General features: G+C 65.2%; 22 protein-coding genes, 1 tRNA gene, 1 other RNA gene and 1 pseudogene. 17 read left to right on the forward strand and 8 right to left on the reverse strand.

The window, feature by feature from the left end; all coding sequences use genetic code 11:
- Positions 1–8 precede the first annotated feature (8 nt).
- Both F8O08_RS04970 and F8O08_RS04975 read right to left on the reverse strand, forming a co-directional pair.
- A complete protein-coding gene (locus F8O08_RS04970) occupies positions 9–1,709 on the reverse strand; it encodes a long-chain-fatty-acid--CoA ligase (RefSeq protein WP_158043003.1) in 1,701 nt (566 codons plus the stop codon).
- A 179-nt stretch (positions 1,710–1,888) separates the two neighbouring features.
- The gene (locus F8O08_RS04975; RefSeq protein WP_158037299.1) at positions 1,889–2,917 is read right to left on the reverse strand and encodes a YdcF family protein; all 1,029 of its coding nucleotides are present in this window, start codon (positions 2,915–2,917) and stop codon (positions 1,889–1,891) included.
- 131 nt (positions 2,918–3,048) lie between these two features.
- Between F8O08_RS04975 and F8O08_RS04980 the strand changes: the two genes are divergently transcribed.
- Positions 3,049–3,792: an ABC transporter ATP-binding protein gene (locus tag F8O08_RS04980; protein WP_158037300.1), complete on the forward strand. Its 744-nt coding sequence runs from the start codon at positions 3,049–3,051 to the stop codon at positions 3,790–3,792.
- Entirely contained in the window at positions 3,789–5,171 is a 1,383-nt protein-coding gene (locus tag F8O08_RS04985; RefSeq protein ID WP_225733343.1) for a permease, read from the forward strand. Before F8O08_RS04980 ends, F8O08_RS04985 begins: the two co-directional genes overlap by 4 nt.
- A gap of 49 nt (positions 5,172–5,220) precedes the next feature.
- Here F8O08_RS04985 and F8O08_RS04990 read toward each other — a convergent pair.
- Positions 5,221–5,302 (reverse strand) — tRNA-Leu (locus F8O08_RS04990).
- Between the two features lie 208 nt (positions 5,303–5,510).
- Between F8O08_RS04990 and F8O08_RS04995 the strand changes: the two genes are divergently transcribed.
- From F8O08_RS04995 to ssrA, 6 genes are all read left to right on the forward strand, one after another.
- Positions 5,511–6,866, forward strand: a complete 1,356-nt coding sequence (locus tag F8O08_RS04995; RefSeq protein ID WP_192496808.1) for a DUF2252 domain-containing protein — start codon at positions 5,511–5,513, stop codon at positions 6,864–6,866.
- 76 nt (positions 6,867–6,942) lie between these two features.
- The gene (gene prfB / locus F8O08_RS05000) at positions 6,943–8,058 is read left to right on the forward strand and encodes a peptide chain release factor 2 (RefSeq protein ID WP_158037302.1); all 1,116 of its coding nucleotides are present in this window, start codon (positions 6,943–6,945) and stop codon (positions 8,056–8,058) included.
- Positions 8,055–9,458, forward strand: coding sequence for a cell division ATP-binding protein FtsE (gene ftsE, locus F8O08_RS05005; RefSeq protein ID WP_225733578.1), 1,404 nt, complete (start codon positions 8,055–8,057; stop codon positions 9,456–9,458). Before prfB ends, ftsE begins: the two co-directional genes overlap by 4 nt.
- Positions 9,455–10,369 carry a permease-like cell division protein FtsX gene (gene ftsX, locus F8O08_RS05010; RefSeq protein ID WP_225733345.1) on the forward strand — a complete coding sequence of 305 codons (915 nt, stop codon included), beginning with the start codon at positions 9,455–9,457 and terminating at the stop codon, positions 10,367–10,369. The genes ftsE and ftsX overlap by 4 nt, the downstream gene beginning before the upstream one ends.
- Before the next feature lie 4 nt (positions 10,370–10,373).
- The gene (smpB, locus tag F8O08_RS05015; RefSeq protein WP_158037303.1) at positions 10,374–10,856 is read left to right on the forward strand and encodes an SsrA-binding protein SmpB; all 483 of its coding nucleotides are present in this window, start codon (positions 10,374–10,376) and stop codon (positions 10,854–10,856) included.
- An 812-nt stretch (positions 10,857–11,668) separates the two neighbouring features.
- Positions 11,669–12,040, forward strand: a transfer-messenger RNA (tmRNA) gene (ssrA, locus tag F8O08_RS05020).
- An 803-nt stretch (positions 12,041–12,843) separates the two neighbouring features.
- Here ssrA and F8O08_RS05025 read toward each other — a convergent pair.
- From F8O08_RS05025 to F8O08_RS05040, 4 genes are all read right to left on the reverse strand, one after another.
- Positions 12,844–13,701, reverse strand: coding sequence for a potassium channel family protein (locus F8O08_RS05025; RefSeq protein ID WP_225733347.1), 858 nt, complete (start codon positions 13,699–13,701; stop codon positions 12,844–12,846).
- Positions 13,671–14,315, reverse strand: a complete 645-nt coding sequence (locus tag F8O08_RS05030) for a DedA family protein (RefSeq protein WP_158037356.1) — start codon at positions 14,313–14,315, stop codon at positions 13,671–13,673. Before F8O08_RS05030 ends, F8O08_RS05025 begins: the two co-directional genes overlap by 31 nt.
- Positions 14,316–14,485: 170 nt before the next feature.
- Entirely contained in the window at positions 14,486–15,187 is a 702-nt protein-coding gene (locus tag F8O08_RS05035; RefSeq protein ID WP_192496814.1) for an iron transporter, read from the reverse strand.
- A 156-nt stretch (positions 15,188–15,343) separates the two neighbouring features.
- The gene (locus tag F8O08_RS05040; RefSeq protein ID WP_158042742.1) at positions 15,344–16,642 is read right to left on the reverse strand and encodes an FTR1 family iron permease; all 1,299 of its coding nucleotides are present in this window, start codon (positions 16,640–16,642) and stop codon (positions 15,344–15,346) included.
- Here F8O08_RS05040 and F8O08_RS10820 point away from each other — a divergent pair.
- The 4 genes and pseudogenes from F8O08_RS10820 to F8O08_RS05055 all read left to right on the forward strand — a co-directional run.
- Entirely contained in the window at positions 16,632–16,796 is a 165-nt protein-coding gene (locus F8O08_RS10820) for a hypothetical protein (protein ID WP_192497721.1), read from the forward strand. The two genes, F8O08_RS05040 and F8O08_RS10820, sit on opposite strands and share 11 nt — an antisense overlap.
- A 295-nt stretch (positions 16,797–17,091) precedes the next feature.
- Positions 17,092–17,496, forward strand: coding sequence for a fluoride efflux transporter FluC (locus F8O08_RS05045; protein WP_158037359.1), 405 nt, complete (start codon positions 17,092–17,094; stop codon positions 17,494–17,496).
- The gene (locus F8O08_RS05050) at positions 17,493–17,918 is read left to right on the forward strand and encodes a fluoride efflux transporter FluC (protein ID WP_158042743.1); all 426 of its coding nucleotides are present in this window, start codon (positions 17,493–17,495) and stop codon (positions 17,916–17,918) included. Before F8O08_RS05045 ends, F8O08_RS05050 begins: the two co-directional genes overlap by 4 nt.
- 114 nt (positions 17,919–18,032) lie before the next feature.
- Positions 18,033–20,249, forward strand: a pseudogene (locus F8O08_RS05055) (heavy metal translocating P-type ATPase); the annotation flags it as partial.
- Here F8O08_RS05055 and F8O08_RS10960 read toward each other — a convergent pair.
- Positions 20,247–20,975 carry a VIT family protein gene (locus F8O08_RS10960; protein ID WP_158037361.1) on the reverse strand — a complete coding sequence of 243 codons (729 nt, stop codon included), beginning with the start codon at positions 20,973–20,975 and terminating at the stop codon, positions 20,247–20,249. The pseudogene F8O08_RS05055 and the gene F8O08_RS10960 overlap by 3 nt on opposite strands.
- A 203-nt stretch (positions 20,976–21,178) precedes the next feature.
- Here F8O08_RS10960 and F8O08_RS05060 point away from each other — a divergent pair, with 203 nt between their 5' ends.
- The 5 genes from F8O08_RS05060 to F8O08_RS05080 all read left to right on the forward strand — a co-directional run bounded on the left by F8O08_RS05060 (position 21,179) and on the right by F8O08_RS05080 (position 26,772).
- Complete coding sequence (locus tag F8O08_RS05060) at positions 21,179–21,574, forward strand: ArsR/SmtB family transcription factor (RefSeq protein WP_158037362.1); 396 nt, start codon at positions 21,179–21,181, stop codon at positions 21,572–21,574.
- Complete coding sequence (locus F8O08_RS05065; RefSeq protein ID WP_158032027.1) at positions 21,574–22,500, forward strand: cation diffusion facilitator family transporter; 927 nt, start codon at positions 21,574–21,576, stop codon at positions 22,498–22,500. Before F8O08_RS05060 ends, F8O08_RS05065 begins: the two co-directional genes overlap by 1 nt.
- 443 nt (positions 22,501–22,943) lie before the next feature.
- Positions 22,944–23,915, forward strand: coding sequence for an ATP-binding cassette domain-containing protein (locus F8O08_RS05070; protein WP_158042744.1), 972 nt, complete (start codon positions 22,944–22,946; stop codon positions 23,913–23,915).
- Entirely contained in the window at positions 23,912–26,119 is a 2,208-nt protein-coding gene (locus F8O08_RS05075) for a YhgE/Pip domain-containing protein (RefSeq protein ID WP_158042745.1), read from the forward strand. Before F8O08_RS05070 ends, F8O08_RS05075 begins: the two co-directional genes overlap by 4 nt.
- The gene (locus F8O08_RS05080; protein WP_158042746.1) at positions 26,119–26,772 is read left to right on the forward strand and encodes a TetR/AcrR family transcriptional regulator; all 654 of its coding nucleotides are present in this window, start codon (positions 26,119–26,121) and stop codon (positions 26,770–26,772) included. The genes F8O08_RS05075 and F8O08_RS05080 overlap by 1 nt, the downstream gene beginning before the upstream one ends.
- Positions 26,773–26,775 lie beyond the last annotated feature (3 nt).

Consider the following 26,775-nt stretch of genomic DNA (forward strand, 5'->3'; position numbering starts at 1 on the left):
CCGACCGCTCAGCTCACTGCGGGGGTGCTCGTTGCGAACAGCTGCTCGCGCACCGCACGGCGCAGCACCTTGCCGAGCATCGAGGTCGGCAGAGACTCGACCACGACGAACGCGCGCGGCACCTTGTACCGCGCCAGCGTGCGCCGACAGTGCTCCGCCAGCGTCTCGCGGTCGAGAGCGGCCCCGTCGCGCAGCACCAGAGCTGCGGTGACCCGTTCGTTGCCGCTCGCAAGTCGCTCTCCGACGACGGCGGCGGCACGAACGTCTTGATGGGTGCACAGCACCGCCTCGACCTCTGAAGGCGAGACGTTGAAGCCGCCGGTCACGATGAGCTCTTTGCTGCGGTCGACGATGCTGAGGTAGCCGTCTTCGGCCTGCACCACGATGTCGCCGGTGCGCAGCCACTCGCCGTCGATCAGTGTCTCTGCGGTGAGCTCCGGGCGCTGCCAGTAGCCGGCGAAGACCTGCGGGCCGCGCACCAGCAGCTCGCCCTCGCTGCCCGGCGCGGCATCCGCGTGCGGGTCGTCAATCTCGGCGATGCGGATGTCGGTGCTCGGAAACGGCACGCCCACGGTGCCCGGGCGGCGGCTCGGGCCGATCGGATTGCCTGCGATGATCGGCGACGCCTCGGTCATGCCGTAGCCCTCGACGAGCAGCCCGCCGCTGAGACGCTCCCAGCGGTCGACCAGATCGGCGTGCAGCGTCATGGCGCCGCTGATCGAGAATCGCACCGAGTGCAGATCGACGCGACCGGCTTCGGCCGCCGAACAGAGGCGATCGTAGATCGGCGGCACTGCAGGCAGAAAGGTGATGGGTCGTCGACGCTGTGCGGCGATCAGCAAGTCGAGGTCGAACTTGGGCTGCAGCGCCAGCGTCGCGCCCATGGCGATGCCGTAGGCGAGGCAGAGGGTGAGCCCGTAGGCGTGGAAGAAGGGGAGCACGCAGGCGAAGACCTCCTGGCCGCGTCGCAGGCCCGGCACCCAGGCCTCGCCCATCAGCTCGTTCGAACGCAGATTGCGGTGAGTCAGCATGGCCGCCTTCGGACGGCCTGTGGTGCCAGAGGTGTACTGCAGGGCGGCGAGATCGCCGAGTGCCGGCATCGGCCAGTCAGCAGGGATCGGCGCGGTGAGCTCGGTGAGGTCGTGAAAGCTCAGCACGGCCGCCTCACCTGGAGATGACAAGGCGGCGCGCATCGTGCGCGCCCGGCTGATCGGCAGGCGCAGCGCGAGGCGGGAGCGCAGCGGCAGCGCTTCGATGAGGTTGACCGCGATCAGATGCTCAGGGCGACGGTCGGCCGGGAAACCGGCGACGAGGTCGGCGACGGAATCCCACACGATCGCCACTCGGGCGCCGTGGTCGGCGAACTGTGCGCCGAGCTCTGCCTCGGTGTACTGCGGGTTGTGCTCGACCACGACCGCACCGATGCGCAGTACGGCATAGAACGCGACGACGTGCTGCGGGCAGTTCGGCATCACGAGGGCCACGCGGTCTCCGCGCTCCACTCCGAGGTCGAGCAGGGCCTGTGCGAGCCCATGCACCTGGGCGCCGAGGTCGGCATAGGTGAGCGTGCCGCCGAGGAAGTCTGTGGCGACTCGTTGGGAATATGCCGTGACGCTGCGCTCGAAGGCGTGCGAGAGCGTGTCATAGCGCTCGGGAATGTCAGCGGGGACGCCCTCAGCGTAGGAATCGATCCACGGGCGAGATGTCATGGTCACGGATACCTCCAGATGTGCGTGTCGAAGAGGCGGGGACTCGGCCGTCTCCGCTGACGTCGACCTGCTTTCAGAGTATCGGGGCACAACTTGTGAGATTCCTGTCTTTGCACAGAAACTCCGGTCTGTGTTCGGAGATTACCTCCAAAGTCGTCCTGTGAGGAGCCTTCGGCGAATCAGAGCCGGAAGATCGCAACGACCGCGCCGACGAGCAGCGGCAGCGCGAGCAGCCCAAGCATCGTGACGTTGAGCGCCAGACTGTCGCGCAGCACGGCGATGAACTCACGGATCGTGGCGCTGGGGCGATAGTAGCGAGCTGTGTGGCCGCCGACCGCCTGCCCTGGGATGCCCAGACGGCGCAGCAGCATTGCGGCACGAAACGCGTGGTAGTCGCTGGTGGTCGCCACGATGGGGCCGCGTACGTCGCGTGCCTGCAGCAGATCTTGAGAGAACCGCAGGTTCTGCTCTGTGGTGCGGGAACGGTCTTCGATCGCGACCTGATCATCAGGCACGCCGAGCGCCCGCAGCCGCTCAGCCATGGCATCCGCCTCGCTGCGCGGCTCGTCAGGCCCCTGCCCGCCCGACGCCACCATCAGCGGGGCCCGCCCATCGTGCTTCAGGCAGCGCTCGCGCACCCTGAGGCCGGCCCGAATGCGCTGTTCGATCAGGGGAGTGACCTCGCCGTCGCGCAGACCGGCGCCCAAGACGATCACCGCGGCCGCACGCTCGGAGCGATGCCACGCCACGGAGGCGTAGACCAGCGAGTAGAGCAGATAGGCGGTGAATGCGAAGGCCACGTAGCCGATCGGCGGCAGCAGCAGAATCAGCCAGATCATCGTCCACTGGCTCTGAGCCAGAACGGCAGCGACGCAGGCTGCGATGTATGCCAGCATCGCGAGGCCGGTCGCCAGCGACAGCAGATTGGCGAGTGTGCGCTGCTCGCGTCGCAGCATGGTGAGACCGTTGACGATGAGGTAGAGGGTCAGCACCAGCACCATCAGCAGCATCGCTCCCAGCAGAGAGAGCATGACCCAGCCGAGAATCGGAGAGCCGCTGTCGCTCTCGCCTGCGGGGCGCACCAGAGCGATTGCGGCGGGCACGGTCATCGCGAGAGCCGCGAGCCAGAGCACCCCGGTGCGCAGCATCCGGGCATCGCGCACGAAGCAGAACACGCCACTGGCAGCGAGCACGATGGGAACGATCATGATGAGCCTCTCTGTGGAACGCCCCTCAGCGTATGGTCTGGGGCACACGGACGGATCGTTCTCAAGGATGAGACGCAGAGATCAGTCTGCAGGCCGATGTGCCGCTGAGCGCGACGGCGGATTCTGGAACCATGCATGATACGAATTCGCAACCAGCCGGCGACGCGCGGCTGACCGCACTGAACTTGGTGAAGATCTATCACGACCCCGAGCACCCGGAGACACAGACCCCAGCACTCAACGGTGTGTCTCTGGTCGTGCGGCCAGGGGAGTCTCTGGCGATCATGGGGGCCTCGGGGTCGGGCAAGACGACTCTGCTGCATGTGCTCGCCGGCATCCTGACGCCGGACAGCGGGCAGGTGCTGCTGCATCTGCCGCAGACCGACGCATCGATCGAGGTCAGCGGACTGAACGAGCGAGACCGCACGCGGCTGCGACGCGAGCGCTTCGGCTTCGTCTTTCAGCAGGGGCTGCTGCTGCCCGAGCTCACTGCGGTCGAGAACGTGGCGATGCCGCTGATGCTTGACGGGGTCGGTCGACGCGAGGCTGAGTCGCTCGCAGCCCAGTGGCTCGTCTACCTCGGCCTCGCCGGCATGGAGCAACGGCGCATCGGGCAGCTCAGCGGCGGCCAGGCCCAGCGCGTCGCCATCGCCCGTGCACAGGTCACCGGTGCGGCCGTGATCTTCGCGGACGAGCCGACCGGCGCGCTCGACTCAGAGACCTCGGCCGAGGTGCTCGCCGCATTGCTCGACTCGACAGTGGCACAGGGGCGCACGCTCGTCATGGTGACGCACGATGCCGCTGTTGCGAGCAGATGCTCGCGCACCGTGCACATGCACGACGGCCGGCTGGTCAGCGAGCAGGTGGTGTCATGAGCGGGACAGACGTCGCACCGGCGCTGGCCTCTCCTCTGCCTGCACGCCGTCGTCGCGCCCGACTCTTCACCATCTGCTGGGTGCTGTGCCGGCCTGCTCGCAGCGACTGGGCCTCGCTGCTGCTGCCGGCGGTCGCGTTCGCAGTGACCACGGCGCTGGGGCTGACCGTGTTGGGCGGCACGCTGATGTTCTGGAGCTGGCAGACCGAGATCGCGCCGGTGTATCAGATGCTCAGTCTGCTGGCCGTGGTGCTGCTCGCCGTGCCGCTGGTGAGCCTGGGCGCTGCGGCCGCACGTCTCTCGGCTCGGCGACGCGACGAGCGGCTCTCATCGCTGCGACTGATCGGGGCGCCTGGCTCGACCGTCACGCTGCTGACTGTGTTGGAGTCGACGGTGACCGCCATGGTGGGCGCACTGGCGGGCTGCGTGCTCTCGACGGCGTGGCTGCCTCTGGTGGGGCTGCTGCGCTTCGGCGGTGCGCCCATTGGGGCCGCCTCGCTGTGGGTCGGGCCCGGACGGCTGGTGATCGCAGTCGGCGTCGTGGGCGCGATCGCGGCGATCAGTGCCGTGGTCGGCCTGCGTCGAGTGATCATCTCACCGCTTGGCGTGCGGATGCGACAGACCGCTCCGAGAATGCGCACCCGCCGGCTGGTGATCAGCCTGATCGTGCTGGCCGCCGCCGCGCTGGCCGCAAAGCTGGCCGGTGCGGCGACAAGCGTCGCGATCGTCGTCGCCGTGGCGCTCGGCTCGTTGATGATCGGGCTCATGATCCTCAACCTGCTCGGCCCATGGCTGCTGTCTGCCACCGCTCGACGCGGTGTGCGGCGCGCCACGACGGCCGACCGGTTGATCGCAGCGCGAGACACCCTGGAGTCTCCGGCGGCGGCCTGGCGGCAGGTCGGTGGTCTTGCGTCGATCACGTTCGTGGCGGTCATCGCCGGTGCGGGGCTGGCGATGGCAGGTGCTGCCAGCGCCGATGCCGGTGCAGAGGATGCCATGCTCATCACCGACATGCGCACCGGCGTGCTGCTGACGCTCGCGATCGCCTTCATGATGGTGGCCTGCTCGGTCGGTGTGAACCAGGCGGCTGCCGTGCTGGACCGTCGTGACCTGTACCAGGCGATGTCTGCGATGGGCATGGATCGTTCGACGATGGAGGCTGCCCGCCGCCGTGCGGTGTTCTCTCCGCTGACGACCGTGGTGGTGGTCTCAGCCCTCTGTGCTGTCGTGGTCGCGGGGCCGATCGTCGGCGTCGGCCTGTTCCTGCAGCCATTGGCGGTGCTCACCGTCGCACTGACCTTCGGGCTCGGGTTTGCGATCGTGTGGCTCGCGCTCGCGGCCACCCGGCCGCTGCTGCGGCAGGTGCTCGTTCGCGAATAGAGGTGCGTCAGCTGCGCCAGAGCGTGCCAGCGGGCTCTGATATCATGAGTGCGGAAGGCGGGACTTGAACCCGCACGCTCGAAAGCACAGGAACCTAAATCCTGCGTGTCTGCCAATTTCACCACTCCCGCGTGGCAGCGGGTGTGGTGAAACAGAGAACTGAGCCACCACTCCCGCGATGCAGCGGTTTCGGGCCGCTGAGACGTGGTGATTCTAGCAAAGCACCGTGGCCGCTGCCGCTGGGAGCACCGGACGTCTGGAGGTATTGACTGCCTGGTCAGCGTACTATCGAGAGCAGGTCAGCCTGCCGCCGATCGGCCGGCAGAGATGGGGTCACAGATGGTGTCGCGCAGAATCTACGCAGATCGAACCGAGCAGTCGTTCGAGAGCGCCGAGGAACGTCGGGCTCAGGGCAAGGCGTATCGAAAAGAACTGCCGATCGAAGAGCTGGGGCGGTACGTTCGCAGCGATCGAGACCCCGTCGCCATTTTGAAGAAGCAGGACGAAACGCGACTGCCCGATCTGGTGCCGCTTCGACATGAGCGCATGTCGGCATCCCCGTTCACCTTCTATCGCGGTTCGGCGCGCCTGATGGCCTTCGACCTGGCCCAGCAGCCGAACACCGGTCAGCAGGTCGTGGCCTGCGGCGATGCGCACATCAGCAACTTCGGCTTCTTCGCGTCGCCCGAGCGACGTCTCGTCTTCGATCTCAACGACTTCGACGAGGCCGCGCCAGGCCCGTGGGAGTGGGATGTGCGGCGCATGGTGGCGAGCGTGGTGCTTGGCGCGAAGGATGCCAACTACAGCGACGAAGACGTGCAGCATCTTGCCCAGCAGACTGCGCATGCCTATCGAATCGCCATTCGCAGTCTCTCTCAGCAGTCTGCGCTGGAGCGCTACTACCAGTCGATCGACGAACAGCTGATCGTCGACCGTCTCGATGCCTCGTCGCTGCCCGCCTTTCAGAAGGTGGCTGCGAAGGCACGGCGGCGCACCTCGGTGCAGGCTGTGACCAAGATGACCGAGCTCGACGAGAACGGTCGACTGCAGTTTCGAGAGGACGCGCCGGTGCTCACGCACCTCATCGATGCGCCTGCCCGCGATCTGCGCAAGCTCTATCGGGAGTATCTCGCCTCGGCCTCTCCCGACATCCGACTGCTGCTCGAGAAGTATCGACTCATCGACGGGGCCAGGCGTGTGGTCGGCGTCGGCAGCGTTGGCACTCGCTGCTACGTCGTGCTGCTGCAGGACGCCGTCGGCCAGCCGCTCGTGCTGCAGATCAAAGAGGCGGTCACTTCGGTCGTCACGGAGTTCAACAAGCCGAACGCGTCGACTCCCGACACGCTGCAGCGCCGAGAGCATAACGGCAAGCGCGTCGTCGATCATCAGCGCATCCTGCAGGCGGTGTCCGATCCGTTCCTCGGCTGGGGATCCGCAGGCGGGCATGACTTCTATATTCGTCAGTTCCGCGACATGAAAGGGTCGATCGACCTGTCGAAGCTCAACGCCCGCGGATTCGAAGAGTACGTCACAGGTTGTGGTCTGCTGCTGGCCCGCGCGCATTCGCAGAGCCCGGCTCTGCACTGGATCGCCGGATACCTGACGAAGGGTGTCAAATTCGACAAAGCGATGACTCGATGGTCGATGGCATACGCCGAGCAGGTGGACGAGGACTACAAGCGGTTCGTGGCCTGAGCATTGCCTGAGCAAGCCGCTCGCAGAGGGGATCAATCGCACAGGAGTGAGTCGACCCCGGTAGAGTAGTGGGGATATGGCTGACCTCGAAATCTCTGAACGCATTGACGCACTCCGTTCCACATACGGCGACATTCGCCAGGTGGTCGACCCCGAATCGCTGTCCCGGCGCATCGAGGAACTCAACGAGCAGGCTGCTGCGCCTGGGCTCTGGGACGACTCCGAACGCGCCCAGAAGGTGACGAGTCAGCTGTCGCACGCGAAGTCGCAGCTGCACAAAGTCGAGTCGGTCGGCCAGCGCATCGATGACCTGGAGGTCTTGGTCGAGCTCGCCAACGAAGAGAACGACGAGGCTTCGAAGCGTGAGGCAGAGCACGAGCTCGAGCAGTTGCAGAAGTCGGTCGACGACCTCGAGGTGCAGACGCTGCTGAACGGCGAGTACGACGAGCGTGGTGCCGTCGTGACGATTCGCGCCGGTGCCGGGGGTGTGGATGCGGCAGACTTCGCCGAGATGCTGCTGCGGCAGTACACGCGGTGGGCTGAGCATCACGGCCTCAAGCCCACGATTCTCGATACGTCGTATGCCGAAGAGGCGGGCATTAAGTCGGCCACCTTCGAGATCGATGATCCATACCTGTTCGGCAAGCTCTCGGTCGAGGCCGGTACGCACCGGCTGGTGCGCATGAGCCCGTTCAACTCGGCGGGCAAGAGGCAGACCTCGTTCGCCGCCGTCGAGGTGGTTCCGCTCGTCGCACCGACCGAGCACATCGACATTCCCGACGCCGACATCCGCGTCGACGTCTTCCGCTCGTCCGGTCCAGGCGGGCAGTCGGTCAACACGACCGACTCCGCTGTGCGCATCACCCACCTGCCCACCGGCATCGTGGTGAGCTGCCAGAACGAGAAGAGCCAGATTCAGAACCGCGCCGCCGCGCTGCGTGTGCTGCAGTCGCGCCTGCTCGAGATCCGCCGACAGGAAGAAGAGGCCACGAAGAAGGGCCTCGCCGGTGACATCAAGGCCAGCTGGGGCGACCAGATGCGCTCCTACGTGCTGGCTCCGTACCAGATGGTCAAAGACCTGCGAACCGGCTATGAGGTGAACAACCCCGACGACGTCTTCGACGGCGATCTCGACGGGTTCATCTCAGCCGGCATCCGCTGGCGCAAGGGAAGTGCACGGCAAGACTCATGATGATCAGTTTCGAGAACGTCTCCAAACGGTACAAGAAAGCCGACCGACCGGCCCTCGAAGACATCACCCTCGACATCGACAAGGGCGACTTCGTCTTCATCGTGGGTGCGAGCGGCTCAGGCAAGTCGACGATGATTCGACTCATTCTGAAAGAGGAGAAGGTCAGTGCCGGCGACATTCACGTGCTCGGCTACGATCTGCGTGCGATCTCGTCGCGGCGTATTCCGTTCTACCGCCGCAACCTCGGCGTCGTCTTCCAGGACTTCCGTCTGCTGCCGAGCAAGACGGCCTACGAGAACATCTCGTTCGCTCTGGAGGTGACCGGCAAGTCGGCCGGCTACATCCAAGAGGCCGTGCCAGACGTGCTGCGCCTGGTCGGGCTCGACGACAAAGGCGATGCCATGCCGCACGAGCTCTCCGGTGGCGAGCAGCAGCGTGTCGCGATCGCTCGCGCAGTGGTGACCAAGCCTGCGATTCTGCTGGCGGACGAGCCGACCGGCAACCTCGACCCCGACACCAGCGCAGGCATCATGAGCGTGCTCGAACGCATCAACGCCGGCGGAACGACCGTGCTGATGGCCACCCACGACACGACGATCGTCAACCGCATGCGCCGTCGCGTCATCCAGCTTGAGAACGGGCACCTGGTGCGCGACGAGCGGGACGCAGGCTACCTCGAAGAGAGCCCGGTCGTGGCTGCGGCTCAGGCGTCTGCTGCGGCTCGTGCCGCACATCCAGAGACACCCGCCGCCGCCGAACCGCAGCGCCGACGGTCGGCAGCGCCGACGTTCACCGCCGCATCGCTGCAGAGCGAGACGAAGCCCGCCGCCCGCGACCCGCAGCAGGCCGACCGAGGCGCCGACGCATCCTCAGAGCGTGCCCAGCAGCCGCCGAAGACTCAGACGAGCAGCCAGCTGCCCGCCCAGTCTGGCAACCCGCTGCCCGCCCAGTCTGGCAACCCGGTCGAAGAGGCGCGGCAGTTCACGACCGAACGCATCGTCATCGAGACCGAACCCGTACTCGACGGGTCGGCACCTCCGCAGCAGGTCGACCACCTGCCGCCGCGCGTGCGGATGCCTCATCAGCCCACGTCGAACGGCACGACGGCGACTCCGCAAACGGATCGGCCGGCCACGCAGCCGACGACCGCGCCACGAGCCGCAGAGCCAGCACAGCCTGAGACCGGGCGCCTCGAGCTCGACGCCGAGGAGGACATCCAGGTGATCGCCTACGAATCGCAGCCGCTGACCGAGCGTCTGGGGCTTGTGGGCGGCAGCCAGCCCGCACCGGCACCTGCCGAGCGTGGGGCGCAGCAGGCGAACGATGCGCGATCAGCAGACGGGCGCGTCGATGACCAGCCCCGCGGCGCGCAGGGCGATGAGAGCGAGGAGCGTCGGTGAACTTCCGTCGAATTCTGGCTGAGACGCGAACCGGACTCAGCCGCAACATGTCGATGGTCGTCTCGATCATCCTCGTCACCTTCATCTCGCTGACCTTCGTCGGTGCGGCCGTGGTGCTGCAGCAGCAGATCAACTCGATGAAGACGTTCTGGTACGACAAGGCTCAGGTAGCGATCTACCTGTGCTCTGACACCTCGTCGGTCGATCGCTGCCCGCAGGGTGCCGTGACCGACGACCAGAAGCAGGCCATCGAGCAGAAGCTCGACTCGCCGCTGTTCTCGGAGTACGTCGACCGACACTACTTCGAAGACCAGCACCAGGCCTACGAGAACTTCAAGCAGCAGTTCTCGGACAACCAGGCGCTGAGCTTCGTCACCGAAGATCAGCTGTGGAGCACGTATTGGATCAACCTGAAAGATCCCACCCAGTCGCAGGTGATCATCGACGCATTCACGCAGGAGCCCGGCGTCGACCAGGTGCAGGATCAGAAGGCCTATCTCGACCAGATCTTCTCGGTGCTGAACGTCGGGTCGCTGACTGCGCTCGTGATCGCCGGCCTGATGCTCGTCGCCGCCATTCTGCTGATCACCACAACGATTCGTCTGTCGGCGTTCTCGAGACGAAGAGAACTCGGCATCATGCGACTGGTGGGCGCCTCGAACTTCTTCATACAGACGCCGTTCGTGCTCGAAGGTGTGGTCTCTGCTCTGATCGGCTCGGTGCTCGCCAGCGGCGCGCTGGCGGCCATTGTGAAGTTCTTCGTGCAGGGGTATCTCGCCAACGCGATGCCGTACACGGCGTTCGTGTCGCTGCACACCATCTGGCCGGTGTTCCCGATCGTCATCGGGGTCGGCGTGGTGCTCGCCGCACTTGCCTCGGGCTTCGCGATCAGACGCTATCTGCGAGTGTGACCTGATGTCGAGAGATCAGGGCGAGCAGCTCATCGCCAGCAACAAGAAGGCGCGACACGACTACACGATTCTCGACACCTATGAGGCGGGGATGGTGCTGACTGGCAGCGAGGTGAAGTCGCTTCGCGAGGGTCGCGCGACCCTCGCTGACGGCTACGCGTACATCGATCGCGGCGAGATGTGGATCGACAACGTGCACATTCCGCAGTATCTGAACGGCACCTGGACGAATCATGCGCCCAAACGCAAACGGAAGCTGCTGCTGCATCGTCAGGAGATCATCCGCATCGGGCGCGGGCTTGACTCGGCTGGCACGACGCTGGTGCCACTCAAGCTCTACTTCAAAGACGGTCGGGTCAAGGTCGAGATCGCTCTGGCGAAGGGCAAGCGAGAGTACGACAAACGCCAGACGCTGCGCGAGCGCCAGGACCAGATGGATGCCAAGCGTGCGATGGCGAGGATCAACCGGCGGAACGATCCCCGCTGAGCCGCGTGTTGTCGGTGTGCTGCGCGTGAGTTCGCGGTGCCCTCTCATCGGGTTCTCGGTGGCCTCGCGTTCTACGCGGCACTGGCCGCAGACATGGGGGCTCTTCCTGTCTGGTCTCGATGCCCTCCCACGAGATCGGGTGGTCCGCGAGAAAGTCACTGCAACTGCTTGATTGTCTGCCTTAGGTGAGGGTAGCCTTATTCGTGGTAGTGACGAAGTCTTCGACCAGATCGCCTCACACTTTGATCTGGCTCGGTGGCCAACTCTCGTGATCGGCGCGGTTCTTCAGATGCGCTGCCGATGCCACAATTGAATACTGGACGCACGTGAGGCCCCGCGAGAGCGGGGCCTCGCCATTTAAGGCGGTGTTGCCGGTAGATCGTTGTGGGTTGTGGGCTGTCGGCTGTGGGGTGTGGGGTGTGGGGTGTGGGGTGTTGACTGTGGCGTCGCGGGTGGTCTCGCCGCGGGTGGATTCTAGTGGCGGATTCTTGTGGTGGATTCGTAGCCGCCGGGCCAGCTGTCGCCTCTGGGTTGTATCCATCCTTGCCCAGTGTCTTTCTGGTTCGTCGAGCCGTGCCATGTTCTTTCAATGCATCGAGTCATGCCAAATGCTCTCCCAATGCATCGAGTCATGCCAAGTTCCATGTCTGGATGGGCTGTGGCGTCATTTCTCATGTCTGGATGCGGGCGGGTCGCGAGAAGCTGGCTGTGCTGGAGCCGGCAGGGGAATGCAACGGCCGATCTGGCGTTGTAAGATGATGAGTCCACCGTTCGGAAGCGATTTCGCACGGCGGCCAGTTGAAAACTGAAGAGGGGCCGATCGGTTTCGACACTGTCTTGATGATTGTGAGAAGCGGGCCGAGAAGGCGTGGATGATCTCGTAAACCAAGTCACGCAACCCAATAGGTGCCAACAACAAACGCACCGATTTCGCCCTCGCTGCGTAAAGCGAGCTAGAAATCCGTTCAACTGAGCATGCCTTCGCCTCAGACCTGAACGTCATTTAGAAGGCTTGCCGCCGCACCAAGTGGGAGGGTGCGTCGGGACTCTTCAAACCCACTGGGCTCGTCAGCCAGGCGTCTGTCACGACGGCTGGGGCCAAGTAGAACGCTAGACAGACTACGCCCGTAGAAGTCGCATGAAATGAGCAGTGGACCCGGGTTCGATTCCCGGCGGCTCCACAATGAAACAAAGAAACACTGAACTGCAGCCTCTGCTGTCGACACGACCAGTCGTGTTGACGCGGAGGCTGCTGCCGTTTCCGTGCGTCACCGACACGCAGCACCCGCTCTGCCGAACAAGTATCATGGCCGAAGTGCGCTGTCCGACATAGGCCAGCCCACGGAGCCGCACAAGCGCCCCCCGATCGATCGCATCCCCAATGAGCTGCTCTCGACATCCGTGTGAGCGCCTCGGCAGCCTCCGGGAAGGGCACATCACTACGGAGCGGAGTGCTGCCGTTGATGAGAAGGCTAGTGAAGAGACCACCGTTGGAAAGATCGCCATTGAAGAGAAAGACGCCGCTGCGAGTCGCCTTCGCCGCTGCCCTTCTGCTGGCGACTGCAGCGGGAGCCGCTGGGTGTGGTGACACCGCCGGCTGCGACGACAACGAACCCAAGAGCTCCTCAGCGGCGACGGTCAGCGTAGCGCCAGCTGTGGTGTCATCGTGGAAGACGCGTGGAGGCCATGGTCATGGCCACGGGCACGGGCACGGCCGGGATCATGACACCCACACAGAGGGGTGGTGGCCACCATTCGGCGGACGCTCCCACAGTCATCCATGTCACACCGCGACCCCTGACGTGGGAAGCGATCGCACGCCCTGACCGGCCACGTCGATCGTGTGCCCTCGCTGTTCGAGCAAGATCGAGGTCACACCAGCGCTCGTCGACGCACAAAATCAGTCGCCGCCAGACCCAGTCGCCGCCAGACCCAGTCGCCGCCAGCCCCAGTCGCGCACCGACCTTTGATCGCGGCGAACGCCGAATCATGTCTGGTCGGAGGATGCGGGCGCGACCGCGGCATCCGTCGATGCGTCTGTTTGCGAGGCGGGCGGATGCGGAGTCGTGTGGCCTTTCTGCGCAGCGAGCAGCTGATCGATCTTGCCTTCGAGCTCACGGAACTGCGCGCGGGTCGCGGCCTGATTGTCTTCGTCGACCTGATGGATGCGCTCGACGATCCACGAGGCGAGCGTGCCGGTCACGGTGCTGATCAGCGTGATGCCACCGGCCATGAGTGTGATGGCCACAAGGCGCCCGGTGAGCGTCACGGTGGTGAGATCGCCGTAGCCGACGGTCGTGATGGTGACGATGCTCCACCAAATCGCGTCGCCGTAGGTCTCGATGCTCGATCCAGGCTGACCGCGTTCAGCGTCGAGGATCGCGAGCGACCCCACGAGCACGAGCATGCCGACGGTGCCGATCACATAGACGAGGATCTTGCCGCGCAGCGCGGCACCGGCTGTGCGCTGCAGCACGCGCAGCAGAGTGACCAGGCGCAGCAGCCTGAGCGGCCGAGCCATCGGCAGCAGCACCATTGCCAGATCCAGCAAGTGTGTGTAGAACCAGCGCCAGCGGGGTCGAGCGAGGAGAATCGAGACCACATAGTCGACGAGGAAGATCGCCCAGGTGACATTCATCGTCCACTCGGTGATGGTGCGCAGACGGCCGTCGAGGTCGCCGAGCACCTGCCAGGCGTAGGCGAAGAGAAAGACCAGTGCGGCGATGGCCAGCGGCCAGTCGGTGGCGCGCTTCCAACGCTCCAAGTCGGCCCCGAAGGTGCGCTTCGACTCGAACATCGTCTCCCCGATCGCGTTCAGGCAGCCGCTCGTCGACTCTGCAGCCATCCGACCGCGAGTCTGATGGCCACGGGCAGAACCGACAGCACGACGATGAGAATGAGAATGACGTCGACATGGTCGGCTATCCAGGGGATGCCGCCGAGCAGATGCCCGGCCACCGGAAGCCCGATGCCCCAGATCAGGGCGCCGATGCCGTTCCAGAACAGGAATCTGGTGCGTCCGTAGCCGGCGACGCCTGCTGCGAAGGGAACGAATGTGCGAATGATCGGAATGAACCGAGCCAAGAGAATTGCCGGCCCGCCGAAGCGTGCGAAGAAATGACTGGCCTTCGCCGAATGAGGGGCGAGGCGGCCCTGCACAGAGCGGGCGATGCGCTCACTGCGCAGTGAGAGGCGGCCGATGCTGTAGCCCGTCTGATCGCCTGCGAACGCCATCACGGCGATCACCAGACACACCAGCCACAGCGGCAGTGCCGAGAGCGCCTCGTTCTGCGACTGAGCGGCGCCGGTCAGCATGCCGAGCAGAAAGACCAGCGAGTCTCCCGGCAGAAAGAAACCGATCAGCAGGCCCGTCTCGGCGAAGACGATGACTGCGCAGACGACCAGCGCCCATGGGCCGGTGGTAGCGAGAATGAGGTGAGGATCGAGCCAAGGAAACACCTGCTCACTCTACTCGCCGGATGGCCCGGTCGCGCCCGTCTCACAGCCACGCCTTCTGCGCTGAAATGACGGCGGTCGCCTGTCGTCTGCCGGAGGGAACGCCATCCGTGACAGAGACAGGCGACCGTGCGGGTGGACATCCGGACGCCGCCGTCAGCGTCAGCCGTCGATTAGGCGCGAGGATCGTCGACGATGCACTTCTTCTGCTCAGCGGTGTAGAGCCAGTCCATGCTCACGTCGAACGGAGCGAACCACTCGGTGGCTTCGATGCCGGTGCGCTTGTCCTGGTGCAGGCCGTAGTTCTTCGGAGGCGCGATGTGGAACGTCACCGTGTACTCTCCGGGGTTCTCCAGCGATCCAACGAGCCCGGCGGCCTCTGCCGACTTCGGGATGTTCGTGCCGTAGTGCGACCCGTCGGCGGCGTTCATCTCCATGAACATGCCCTTGACGATCTCTTTGCCTGACTTGTCGGTGACCGTGTAGTCGATATTGAGGTCTGCCGGTGTCTCGTCGACTGACCAGCCGTACTTGGTGCCCTCTTCATTGACCTTGACGTCGAGCTCGATGTGCGCGATCGAATCGGCGTAAGCCGGCATCATGCCGCCGTCAAACGCCATGTCGCCGGGCTGAAAGTAGTTGGCCTCCATATGGAACGGGCCCTCATCGGCGTCTCCGACGGGAATCTCATGGTTCTGACCGTCGTCTTCAGGCGTACCGCACACCGAAGGGGCCAGGCGGGCGTCTTCAGCGGACGAATCGCTGCTCGCGGCCGCACTGCTCTGCGTGCTGGCATTGTCGCTCGATGAGCAGCCGGTCAGCGCCAGCGTGCTGGCGGATGCGACCAGGCAGATGCCCAGTGCGGTGCGGGTCATGCGGTTCATTGTCATTCTTTGCTCCTTTGTCTCTGGGCGACCGGACGTCGCCCCGAATGGGGGAAAACTGCGGGGAAGGGTGATGGCTGGCGCCCAGAACACATGCTGCAGCCAGTCAACGGTGGGCTGATATCGGCCGGGTCTGTGCGGTCGTGCTCAGTCGTCGCTCTTCGCCGAGCTCAGTGCTGCCTCGGCGAGTTCACGTTTCTCGCGGCGCAGCTGTCTGTTCTGTGCCATGGTCAGCCAGACAGCGGCGACGACCAGAATGAGCTGCGGCAGCAGCGTTTCGGCACGTGGGTAGAGCCCGAGTACGGGCACTGTCAGCCAACTGAGTGAGGGAATGCTGGTCTGCCCCAGAATGAAGCCGGCCTCACCGAGCTCCACCACTCCGTTGCCCACGAAGACGATCGCGAGCAGGAAGAGCAGGGCCGAGGTCGCCTTGAACACGATGCCGATCGGCAGCTTCACCGCGAAGTAGCGGAAGACGACGAAGACGCCGACGAGCAATGCCGCGGCTGCGGCGATGCCGATGCCGACCCAGAGCGAGTCGGCCATGCCCCCTTGGAACGCGGCGGCATAGAACAGCACGAGCTCGGCGCCCTCTCGGCTGACGGCCAGGAAGGCTGCGAACGAGAGCAGCCACATGCTGCCTGTGGTGATCGACTGGTCGACCTTTCCGCGCACATACCGCTCCCAGGCCTGTTCGTCGGATTTGCTGAGCATCCAGTTCGAGATGTAGAAGAGCACGAGCACCGCGAGGAACATCGTGCCGCCTTCGAGCATCTCCTGCCCCGCACCCGCGTTCTGGAACACCGCGCTCAACAGCACGGCCAGCAGAATGGAGACCCCGATGCCGGCGAGCACGCCCCAGTAGACGTACTTCGTCAGCTGTCTGTTGCCTGACCGAACCAGGTACAGCACGATCGCTGCGACGACGAGCAAGGCCTCAAGGCCTTCGCGGAGCAGAATCGTGAAGGCTGTGACGAACGAGTAGACGCGGCGTGCCTCGGGCGTGACCGCCGTTGTCGAACGCTGGTCGAGCAGTTTCTGTGCGGCGGCCTCTTTCTGATCCTCAGGCAGGTCGTCTGCGATCACGCCGTCGAGCTCGAGCGCATCGCGTGCTGCGTTCAGTTTGATGCTCTCGATGGTGCTGCGCGCGGCAGCGGAGTCTTTGGCCTTGGCCTGGGACTTGGCCTTGCCGAACAGGCCTTCCATCATGGGCTTGCGGTTGCCGCTCAGTGACATCGACGGCCCCTCAAGCAGTGGGTCGTAGTACTTGAAGTAGGCGTTCTGCACCTCGCGGTAAGCCGACTCGTAGTCGGAGCCGTCCAGAGCGTCGATGGCGCTGTCGAGGGTGTCGGCGATCTTCAGTGCGACGTCTTGGTTGCTGGTCTCTGAGGTGTCGGCGGCAGCGTGCGCGGGAGTGGGGGAGAGGGCGACCCCGATGAGCGCCATCAGCGCCAGCGTGAGGCAGACGATGACGCGACCGATCCTGGCCAAACGGGGGTCGAGAGCTGCGACCGCAGATCGCGTCGGCTGCGAGGCTGGGCGCCGCACCGCCGATACGGATGTGGTCTGGGAGTGCGACGCGACGACGCGCGGCGCCTGATTCTGCAGAGATTGGCTGTGTGCCACGACTTCCCCTAAAGGTCTGATGATGCCTTAGTGAGGTTAGACCTTCCTAATTTATTCGGCAACCCGAACATTCTGCGAAGGCTACCCTGACACTGCACTGTGAGGTGGGGCGCATCTCGGCCTGTTCGCAGCCGGGCCGCGGAACTGTCCAGAACAGATCTGCCCAGAACCGGCCTGTCCAGAACAGATCTGCCCAGAACGGGCGCTGCCCAGAACGGCGCTGCCCGGTCGTGTAGGTCGCCGCATCATGGGGAGCGCATAATGGCTGCATGGTGAAAGCGCGCGGCTGGTTCCAGAACGTGTGGCCGGTGGCCGTCGGCGGCATGTTCGGCACGGCAGCGAGGGCCTCGATCGAGAGCGCCCTGCCGGTGGTCTCCGGATGGCCCTGGCCGACATTTCTGATCAACCTCGGCGGGTCTCTCATGCTCGGCCTGCTCACGGGGCTGCTCGCTCGCGGTGCGAGCGTCGGGTGGCGACGCCTGCTGCGTCTCGGCGTCGGCACCGGGGTCATCGGCGGGTTCACCACCTACAGCACGTTCGTGATGGAGGTCGATATGCGACTTGCGGGAGGCAGCACGACGCTGGCGCTGCTCTACGCGTTCGCCAGCATCCTCATGGGCGTGGCCGCTGCGATCGCAGGTCTGGTCATCGGGCGAAAGGCGGTGCGGGCATGACCTTCGCACTGCTTGCACTGACGTCGATCGCGGGCGGCGTCGGCTCTGGCCTGCGCTATGTCGTCGACACGCTGGTGACCGGTCGGCGGCTCGAATCATCGCCGAAAGGCATGCCGATGGGCACGATCGTCGTCAACCTGAGCGCCTGCCTGCTGCTGGGGGTGCTCACCGGATGGGCGGCAGCGGAGGCTGCGCCGACGGTGGGGGCGGGGTCAGCCGGCGCGGATGTCTCGACCGGAGTGACCGTGCTCGGCGTCGGTCTGCTGGGCGGGTATTCGACGTTCAGCACAGCCTGCGTCGAGACCGGTCGTCTGCTGCTTCAGGGCAGGGTGCGGCAGGCGGTGGCACATGGGCTCGGCATGATCGTCGGATGCCTCATCGCCGGCATGATCGGCATCGCTTTGGGCGGGCTGCTCGGCTAGCGGCGCCGCCGTTCTGCGGCGAACTGGCGCCGTGTTCGGCTCGGTCGTCGAGCCGACGAGCGCCGCTCGCAGTGAGGGTTCCCAGTGTCGGCGGGTCGGGCTATGGTGTCTGACATGAACGGGACCCCAGACGACCGCAGCGAGATGTCTCACGATGACGGCATGTCGCATCAGGGCGTGCGCCATGACGACATGGCGCACGATATGTCGCACATGCAGAAGAGCTACGGCACAACGAGTGAAGACGCTCTGGCCGGCATGGCAGATATGGGCGATATGGCAGACATGACCGGTACAGGATCGATGGCCCACATGCATCATGCCGGGCACGTGCTGCGCTTCCGACGCCTCTTCTGGATCATGCTCGCGCTGTCGATTCCCACTGTGCTGCTCAGCTCGATGTTCGCAGACATCTTCGGTTACGGCCTGCCTGATGCGCGGTGGGTCACTTGGGTGAGTCCAGTTCTGGGCACCGTCATCTATGCGTGGGGCGGCCGACCCTTTCTTTCCGGCGCCGTCGACGAGATTCGGTCTCGGCAGCCGGGCATGATGCTGCTGATCGCGCTTGCGATTACCGTGGCCTTTCTCAGCTCGTGGGGTGCGTCGCTGCATCTGCTGAGTCATGAGCTCGACTTCTGGTGGGAACTCGCGCTGCTCGTGGTCATCATGCTGCTCGGCCACTGGATCGAGATGCGCTCGCTCGCCCGCAGCGGGTCTGCGCTCGACTCACTGGCCGCTCTGCTGCCCGACGTGGCCGAGCGCGTGGTCGCTCATGGCGATGGCGAGCAGACCCAGGAGGTGGCGCCGGCAGAGCTGCGTGAGGGCGATATCGTTCTGGTGCGGCCGGGTGGCTCGGTACCGGCCGACGGCGTCGTCATCGACGGCACCGCGAGCCTCGATGAGTCGATGATCACTGGCGAGTCCCGCCCAGTGCGGCGCTCGCTCGGCGACCACGTCGTCGCCGGCACCGTTGCGACGGATTCCGGCCTGCGCGTCCGTGTGACGGCAGTGGGGCAGAGCACGGCGCTCGCAGGCATCCAGCGTCTGATCTCCGATGCGCAGCAGTCCACGTCGCACACGCAGCGTCTGGCCGACCGTGCTGCCGGGTGGCTGTTCTGGTTCACGATCGCCGCGGCTGCGATCACGGCGATCGTCTGGGTCGTCGGCGGGCGGCCTGATCAGGCGGTCGTCCGAGCGATCAGCGTGCTGGTGATCGCGTGCCCGCACGCCCTCGGGCTGGCGATCCCGCTGGTGGTCTCGATCGCCACCGAGATCGCGGCGCGCTCCGGCGTGCTGGTCAGTGATCGGCTCGCGCTTGAGCGGATGCGCACCGTCGACACGGTGATCTTCGACAAGACCGGCACACTGACACAGGGGCGCCCAGAGGTCACTGCGGTGCTGCCCGTGGGCCAGTCGACGTCGAATCAGCCTAGTTCGAGTGCGGCCGAGAACGCAGTGCTGTTGACGGCAGCCGCAGTCGAGAAGAGCTCGGAACATCCGCTTGCCGCTGCGATCGTCGGGGCGGCGCAGCAGAGAGAACTCGCACTGTTGCCGGTCGATGACTTCGTGTCGGCTCCGGCGACCGGGGTCTCTGGCACGGTCAATGGACACCGCGTTCGCATCGGCGGGCCGGCAATGCTGGCCGAGACCGGCTTGCCGGAGCTGGAAGGGGTCGAGGCATGGCGTGCCGAAGGCGCGATCATCCTGCATGTGGTCGTCGACGAACGAGTCGTTGGTGCGCTGCGTCTCGCTGACGCCGTGCGCCCCGAATCGAAGCAGGCGGTCGCCGCGCTGCACGATCGCGGGTGCCAAGTGATGATGCTCACGGGCGACGCGGAGGCCGTCGCAGACCATGTGGCCGAGTCCGTCGGCATCGATCGCGTCTTCGCCCAGGTGCGCGCCGAAGACAAGGCCGCGAAGCTTCGAGGTCTTCAGGGTGAAGGCCGCATCGTGGCGATGGTCGGCGACGGGGTCAACGACGCACCTGCACTGGCTCAGGCCGATGTGGGGCTGGCGATCGGGGCCGGAACCGATGTGGCGCGCGGTGCCGCAGGCATCGTGCTGGCCGGGTCGGATCCGCGCGCCGTGGTCTCGGTCATGGAGCTTTCGCGGCACACCTACCGCAAAATGCTGCAGAATCTGTGGTGGGCCGTCGGTTACAACCTGATTGCGGTGCCACTGGCCGCCGGTGTGCTCGCTCCCCTCGGCTTCGTCCTGCCGATGAGCGTTGGGGCCCTGCTGATGTCAGCTTCGACCGTCGTCGTGGCGATCAACGCCCAGCTGCTGCGCGAGATTGATCTGAGTCCGACACGCCTATGCCGTCAGATATTAGGCACCGACGGTGGTGCCGAAGAGCATGCCCACGGCATAGGTCACGACCATCGTGAGCAGCCCCATGCCGACGTTGCGCACGACGGCCCGGCCACGTTGCGCACCGCCGAGCGTGGCGCTGACGAACCCAGTGAGCAGCAGCGCGATCGCGACGGCCACGATGGTCACCCCGATGCGCACCGTCTGGTCGAGGGGCAGCAGCATGGCAATCAGCGGAATCAGCGCGCCGACGGTGAACGAGACGAATGACGACCCGGCTGCGGCCCAAGGATTGGTCAGCGCATCAGGGTCGATGCCGAGCTCCGCATCAGCATGAGCGCGCAGCGCGTCGTGCTTGGTGAGGTCGCGTGCGACCAGCTTCGCCACCTCGGGGGTGACTCCGCGGTCGACGTAGATGCCGACCAGTTCGTCGAACTCTTCACGGGGCATCGTCTTCAGCTCGTGGCGTTCCTTGGCGAGCATCGCCTTCTCTGTATCGCGCTGTGTGCTTACTGAGACGTACTCGCCACCGGCCATCGAGAAGGCACCGGCGACTAGTGCCGCGATCCCGGAAGCGGCGATTGCCACCGTGTTCGTCGTCGCGCCGGCGACGCCGATGATCGTGCCTGCGACCGAGACGATGCCGTCGTTGGCTCCAAGCACGCCTGCGCGCAGCCAGTTGAGCTTCTCTCCGACCGCTTCGACATGCTCTTCGCCCTCGTGGTGGGCGTGGGTCGACTTCGCCATGACGGTTCCTCTCGCCGGTGGATTCTGCAGGTGATGACTCTCATGGGATTGTACTGACCGCCGCGGGCCGGCCTGGTGCGCGGCACTGATCACCGCCGCGCAGATCTGACGGTCGGTATGTCATCGCCATTCCTCTCCGCGGAGCCGAACCGCGTTCTCGATGGGCACTTACAATTATCGTTGAGCGTCGATATCATCGTCTTATGGCGATCAAACTCACAGAGCAGGGGCCGATCCGCAGTACCGACTACGCGCAGCTGTTCCATGCTGTGGCCGATCCTGCTCGACTGCGCATTCTGCGCCACCTGATGCTCGGCGAACACAATGTGAGTCAGCTCGTCGACCATCTCGGGCTGGCCCAGTCGACTGTGAGCGCACATCTTGCCTGTCTGCGTGACTGCGGGCTCGTTCGACCTCGTGTGTCAGGACGGTCGACCTACCACTCGATTGTCGCCGAGGGAGAGGTGCGGCGACTGCTCTCGGCCGCCGAGTCTCTGATCGCTGCTACCGGAGTCTCAGGGCGGCATCCGCATGATCATTCACGCATCGAGCGCAGCGTCGATGCGATGCCTGCGGCGTCGGCGCGAGAGGAGGACTGATGCACGACACACACACTGCCCCAGACGGCGGAGTCGGCGGCCGTGCCCAGCGTCGCCGTCTCGCTTTTGCCTTCGGCATCACGGCCACGATATTGGTGGCCCAGGCGATCGGCGCGGTCGTCACCGGCAGCCTCGCGCTCACCACCGACACGGTGCATATGCTGGTCGATTCGTCTGGCCTGCTGCTCGCACTGGTCACGGCGCATCTGGTGCTGCGGCCGGCGTCGCCGGAGCGCACTTGGGGGTTCCGCAGACTCGAAGTCGTCGCTGCACTGGTGCAGGCGGGGGTGCTGCTGGCTGTCGGGGTCTATGCGCTCGTCTCAGGTGTGCTGCGGCTCTTTCGGCCGCCTGAGGTGCCGCCTGTCGAGCTGCTCGTCTTCGGTGTCATCGGGCTGTTGTGCAACATGCTCTCGATCATGGTGCTGGCCGGTGGTCGCGAATCCAGTTTCAATATGCGCGGCGCGTTTCTCGAGGTGCTCAACGACGCACTGGGGTCGGTCGGCGTGATCGCAGCGGCCGTCGTCATTTGGGCGACCGGCTGGCAGCAGGCGGATGCGGTGGCGGGGCTGTTCATCGCGGTGCTGATCGTTCCGCGTGCGGTCGTTCTGCTGCGCGACACCGTGCAGGTGCTGATGGAGTTCACACCGAAGGGCCTCGACCTCGCCGATGTGCGGCGGCATATTCTGTCTGTCGACCACGTGCGCGAAGTACATGATCTGCATGCGTCGACGATCGCGACCGGGCTGCCGGTGCTCTCGGCCCACGTCGTCGTCGACGACCAGTGCTTTCGCGATGGGCATGCGCCGCTGATTCTCGAAGAGCTGCGCGACTGTCTGTCGCGGCACTTCGACATCTCGATCGAGCATTCGACGCTGCAGATCGAGACCGCCGGGGTGAAGGCGGGCGAGACTCTGCACCACGAGTAGGGGCTGAGTAGTGGCATTCAGGGTGTCTGTTCTGCACTGATCGCGCGAAAACATGGGGTTCTGGTGTGCTCTGTGCCTGCACCGATTGCTCGGCACCGCCACGGATTGGACGAAAACACCGTGTTTTGGTGCGAACGTGGTCTGCCCCGGCCAATCGACGCAGGTGCCTGCCTGTCTGGCGGTGGCACGAGCCGGCAGGCTGAGCTGCAGCGGTGTGGCGCAGGCCGCAAGATGGTGCAGCAGCGTGAGGTGTGTCGGCGGCGTCGGCTTGGGTCAGCAGGCGGATGCTGCGGTCGTGTGAAGCATCCTGGCGCACACGCTTCACAGCGATTGCATAAAACTGACCGGTCAGTATAAAGTTGCAATCAGTACAACGACGTCGGCTGCTGGCGCCGTAGGCGCCATCTGATCGACACCATGAGACAGAGACGAAGGTGGCATACGTGCAGCACGCAGACGTGAGCGAAGACTCCCGCGCAGAGCATAGGCGCGATCTGTCTCGCGACGCTGACGGCAGTGCCGACTCTGTCGACCTGGCCACACAGCCCCTCTGGTCTCTGGCGAACTCTGACGGCGCCCCACTTGTCGAGTACCGGGCTGCAGAACTGCGCACGAAGCGCGGGCAGGTCTACGGCCCCTTGACCTTCGTGTCGAGCACTCGCTTCGTCGTGCTGCTCGGCAACCGAGGCGACGGCCGCACGGCGCTGCAGCTCTGCGCCGCAGGGCGCATGCATCCCAGCGCCGGTGAGATTCTCACCGAGGGCATCGACATCGTGAAAGAGGGCCGTCGCGTGCGTCGGCTGACCGGCATCGTGGCTTTTCGCAGCATCGACGACCTGGAACCGCGGGCGAGCATCAGCGATCTGCTGCGTGAACGCACCCGGTGGGCGACGCCGTGGTGGAAGTATGTCCCGCGTTTCACCGAGGAACGCACCGCTGAAGCGCTTCGTCTCGTCTTCGGAGAGATTCCCCTGCCCAGTCACAAACAGCTGGCCGGCGGTCTCACCGAGACGCAGGAGTTTCTCTTCAAAGTGGTTCTCGCGCTGATCGAGCGTCCGGAGGTGCTGGTCATCGACGACCTCGATCAAGTCCATGACACCGAGGCGCGCGCGCAGATCATCCGTCGCCTCGAGACGCTCAACCGTGGCGGAGTCGGCGTGCTGATGGTCTCGTCCGACGAGCGGGACTTCGAGCTCACCCCGCCTCTGCAGGTCGAACATGAGCTCGTTCGCATCGCCGACATCACCGGTGATCGCGGCCCCCGCGGGTTACGCGCGCGCATCGAGCGTCGCGTCGCCGAGCGACGGGCGTCGGATGCGGTGGCCGGCGAGCAGAACGCCGCAGCCACGAGCCCCGCCGGCGTCGATTCCCCCAGCACGTCTGCGACACAGCAAAATCAGGAGCCTCACGCATGAACATCTTCGCCACTCTGAGCACCGAGCTCAAAAGGTTCTGGCGCGGCAGCCTCACCAAAGTCGCCGTGCTCATCATCGTGCTGTTCCCCCTGATCTACGGGGCGCTCTACCTGTGGGCCTACTGGTCGCCAACCACAAACATGGGGTCGATGCCGGTCGCCCTCGTCAACGAGGATCAGCCCGCGACCACGAGCCAGGGCGAGCAGATCGACGTCGGCAAGCAGCTGGTCGAGAACCTGCAGGAGGACGGCAGCCTCGGCTGGCGCCTCGTCGACGCGAAGACCGCTGCCGACGGGGTCTCCGACGGTGACTACTACTTCTCACTGGTGATTCCCAGCGACTTCTCCAGCACGATCGCAGCCGCTGGAACCGATGCGGCGGCGCCTGCGAAACTGCAGGTCACCTACAACGACGCCAACAGCTACCTGGCCACCACGCTGGGCAAGTCTGCGATGACGAAGGTGCGCGACTCACTCGCACAGCAGACCAGCGAGCAGACCGCGAACGGCCTCCTGGTCGGCATCAACACGCTCTCTGACGGCATCCACCAGGCGTCTGACGGCTCGGCTCAGCTGGCCGACGGGTCGACGCAGCTGGTCGACGGCTCGGGGCAGCTGGTGGTCGGCATGAACGCCCTCGCCTCTGGCGCAGTGACGCTGAACACGGGAGCGGCCCAACTGGCCACAGGAGCCGACAAACTGGCTGTCGGCACGCAGCAGGCGAAAACCGGCTCGGCTCAGCTGGCCGCGGGCGCTCAGACCTTGGCACAGGGCACGCAGAAGACCGATTCCGGCGCACAACAGCTGTCTGCAGGCGTACAGAGTCTGTCCCAGAAGTACGACGGGCTCGTGAACGAAGTCAGTGCGGCGAACTCCCAGGTGCAGGCTCACCGCGACACGATTCAACGAGTCGGGCAGGATGCGCAGACGCTCTCAGACCAGCTGGCCACGCTGAACGGCGGGCCGAACAACGCCGAGACGCAGGCGGCCCTGGATCAGGCGATCGCAGGTCTCAAGGCGATCCAGCCTCAGACCGACCAGACGGCGCAGGCGATCGCACGGCTGGAGGCGTTGAAGACTCTGCTCAATTCCAGCGGAAGCTGGCAGCAGATCAGTGGTGATCTCTCGGCTGGGGCCAAGACGCTGGAGGGCCTTCCTGACCGTCTGAACGATGCGCAACAGCAGGTGGTGAACGGGCAGGACGCCATTCACAAAGAGCTCGTGCCCGGTGCCCAGCAGCTTGCCGCAGGCACACAGCAGGTCAACGAGGGTGCGCAGACCCTTGCGCAGAAGGCTGGAGAGCTCTCCGCAGGCGTTGGGCAGCTGAACGACGGCGCCCAGCAGCTCTCAGACGGCGCGACCAAGCTCGCGGGGGGCACCGGCGATCTGGTGACCGGCACGAACAGTGCGAGCAGCGGCGCCAGCCAGCTGAACGACGGCACCCAGCAGCTGAACGACGGTGCGCAGGAGCTCTCCGGCAAGCTGTCAGACGGCGCGGCGAAGGCCCCCAGCTTCTCTGACGAGTCTCGTGAGTCAAACGCAAAGGCCACAGCCGACCCGGTGCAGGTCGATGCGAACGAGCACAACCTCGCCTCGGCGCTGGGGCAGGGATTCGCCCCGATGTTCACCATGCTCGCGCTCTTCGTGGGCGGCGTGATCAACTGGCTGGTGCTGCGCCCGTTCCCGAAGCGTCCGATGGCCAGCAACGCCAGCGGATTCCGCACGGTGATGGCAGGCTTCGCTCCGGCGATCATCATGGGCATCGCGCAGGCGGTCATCCTCTTCGTGGTGCTGCAGCAGGTTTTGGGGCTCGATGCACAGCATCCGGTCTGGCTGGCGCTGTTCATGGTGCTCGTCTCGCTCAGCTTCCTCGCCCTGCAGCAGATGCTCATCATCGTGTTCGGCAGCGCTCCGGGCCGTGTCGTGAGCATTATCCTGCTGATGCTGCAGCTGACCTCGGCTGGCGGCACCTACCCGATCGAGACCACGCCGGCGTTCTTCCAGGCGCTGCATCCGTACATGCCCGGAACGTATGCCATTGAGGGCATGCGTCAGCTGACCGTCGGCGGCATCGACGGCCGGATGACCGGCTGCATCGGGTTCCTGCTCGGCATGCTGATCGTCGCGCTCACGATCAGCTCTATTACTGCGGCCAGGCAGAAGGTCTGGAACATGACCCGGCTGCACCCTGAGATCGAGGTCTGATGCATCACTCGAAGACCCGAGACGCCATCCTGCGCGCAGCCGTCGAGCTCGCGGCGAGCCAAGGCATCAGCGGCACCTCGATGGATGCCATCGCCGAGACGGCCGGAGTCGCCAAGGGCAGCCTGTACTACAACTTCAAGTCGAAGGATGCGATCTTCGAAGAGCTCGTTCACACCGGGCTCAACGACTTGGCGGAGTACCTGGAGCGCTCGCGCGCGCAGCTTCGCGGGGGCGCAGCGCTGGCCGCCATGATCCACGAGATGTTCGGCATTCTGCAGCGGCGTCCGCAGATGGCGAAGATCCTGGCCGCAGAGCTGTTCCGCACCGATCGCTCTTGGGCTGACAGCCTGATGCTGCTGCAGCGCGGCATCGTCGAGCAGTTCCATGAGTGTCTGGTCGAGGCCTGGGGCGACGAGGCGTCGGCGGATGCTCCGCTCACCTCGATCTCGGCATCCGGCGTCTTCGGCATGGTGCTGTTCGCCGGCATCGGCTGGCTGCGGTTCTTTCCGGAGCGAACGCTCGACGAGGCGACCCAGGCCACGCTGCTCACCCTTGCCGTTCCAGGCATCGACCAGTGGCATCCTGATGCCGTCAGCGGGGCTGAGCGAGGCCAGAGTCACGGCTGCTCACACGATGTCGCACCTCGACCGTAGAAT

The organism is Pseudoclavibacter sp. CFCC 13611, assembly GCF_008831225.1.
Lineage (GTDB): Bacteria > Actinomycetota > Actinomycetes > Actinomycetales > Microbacteriaceae > Pseudoclavibacter_A.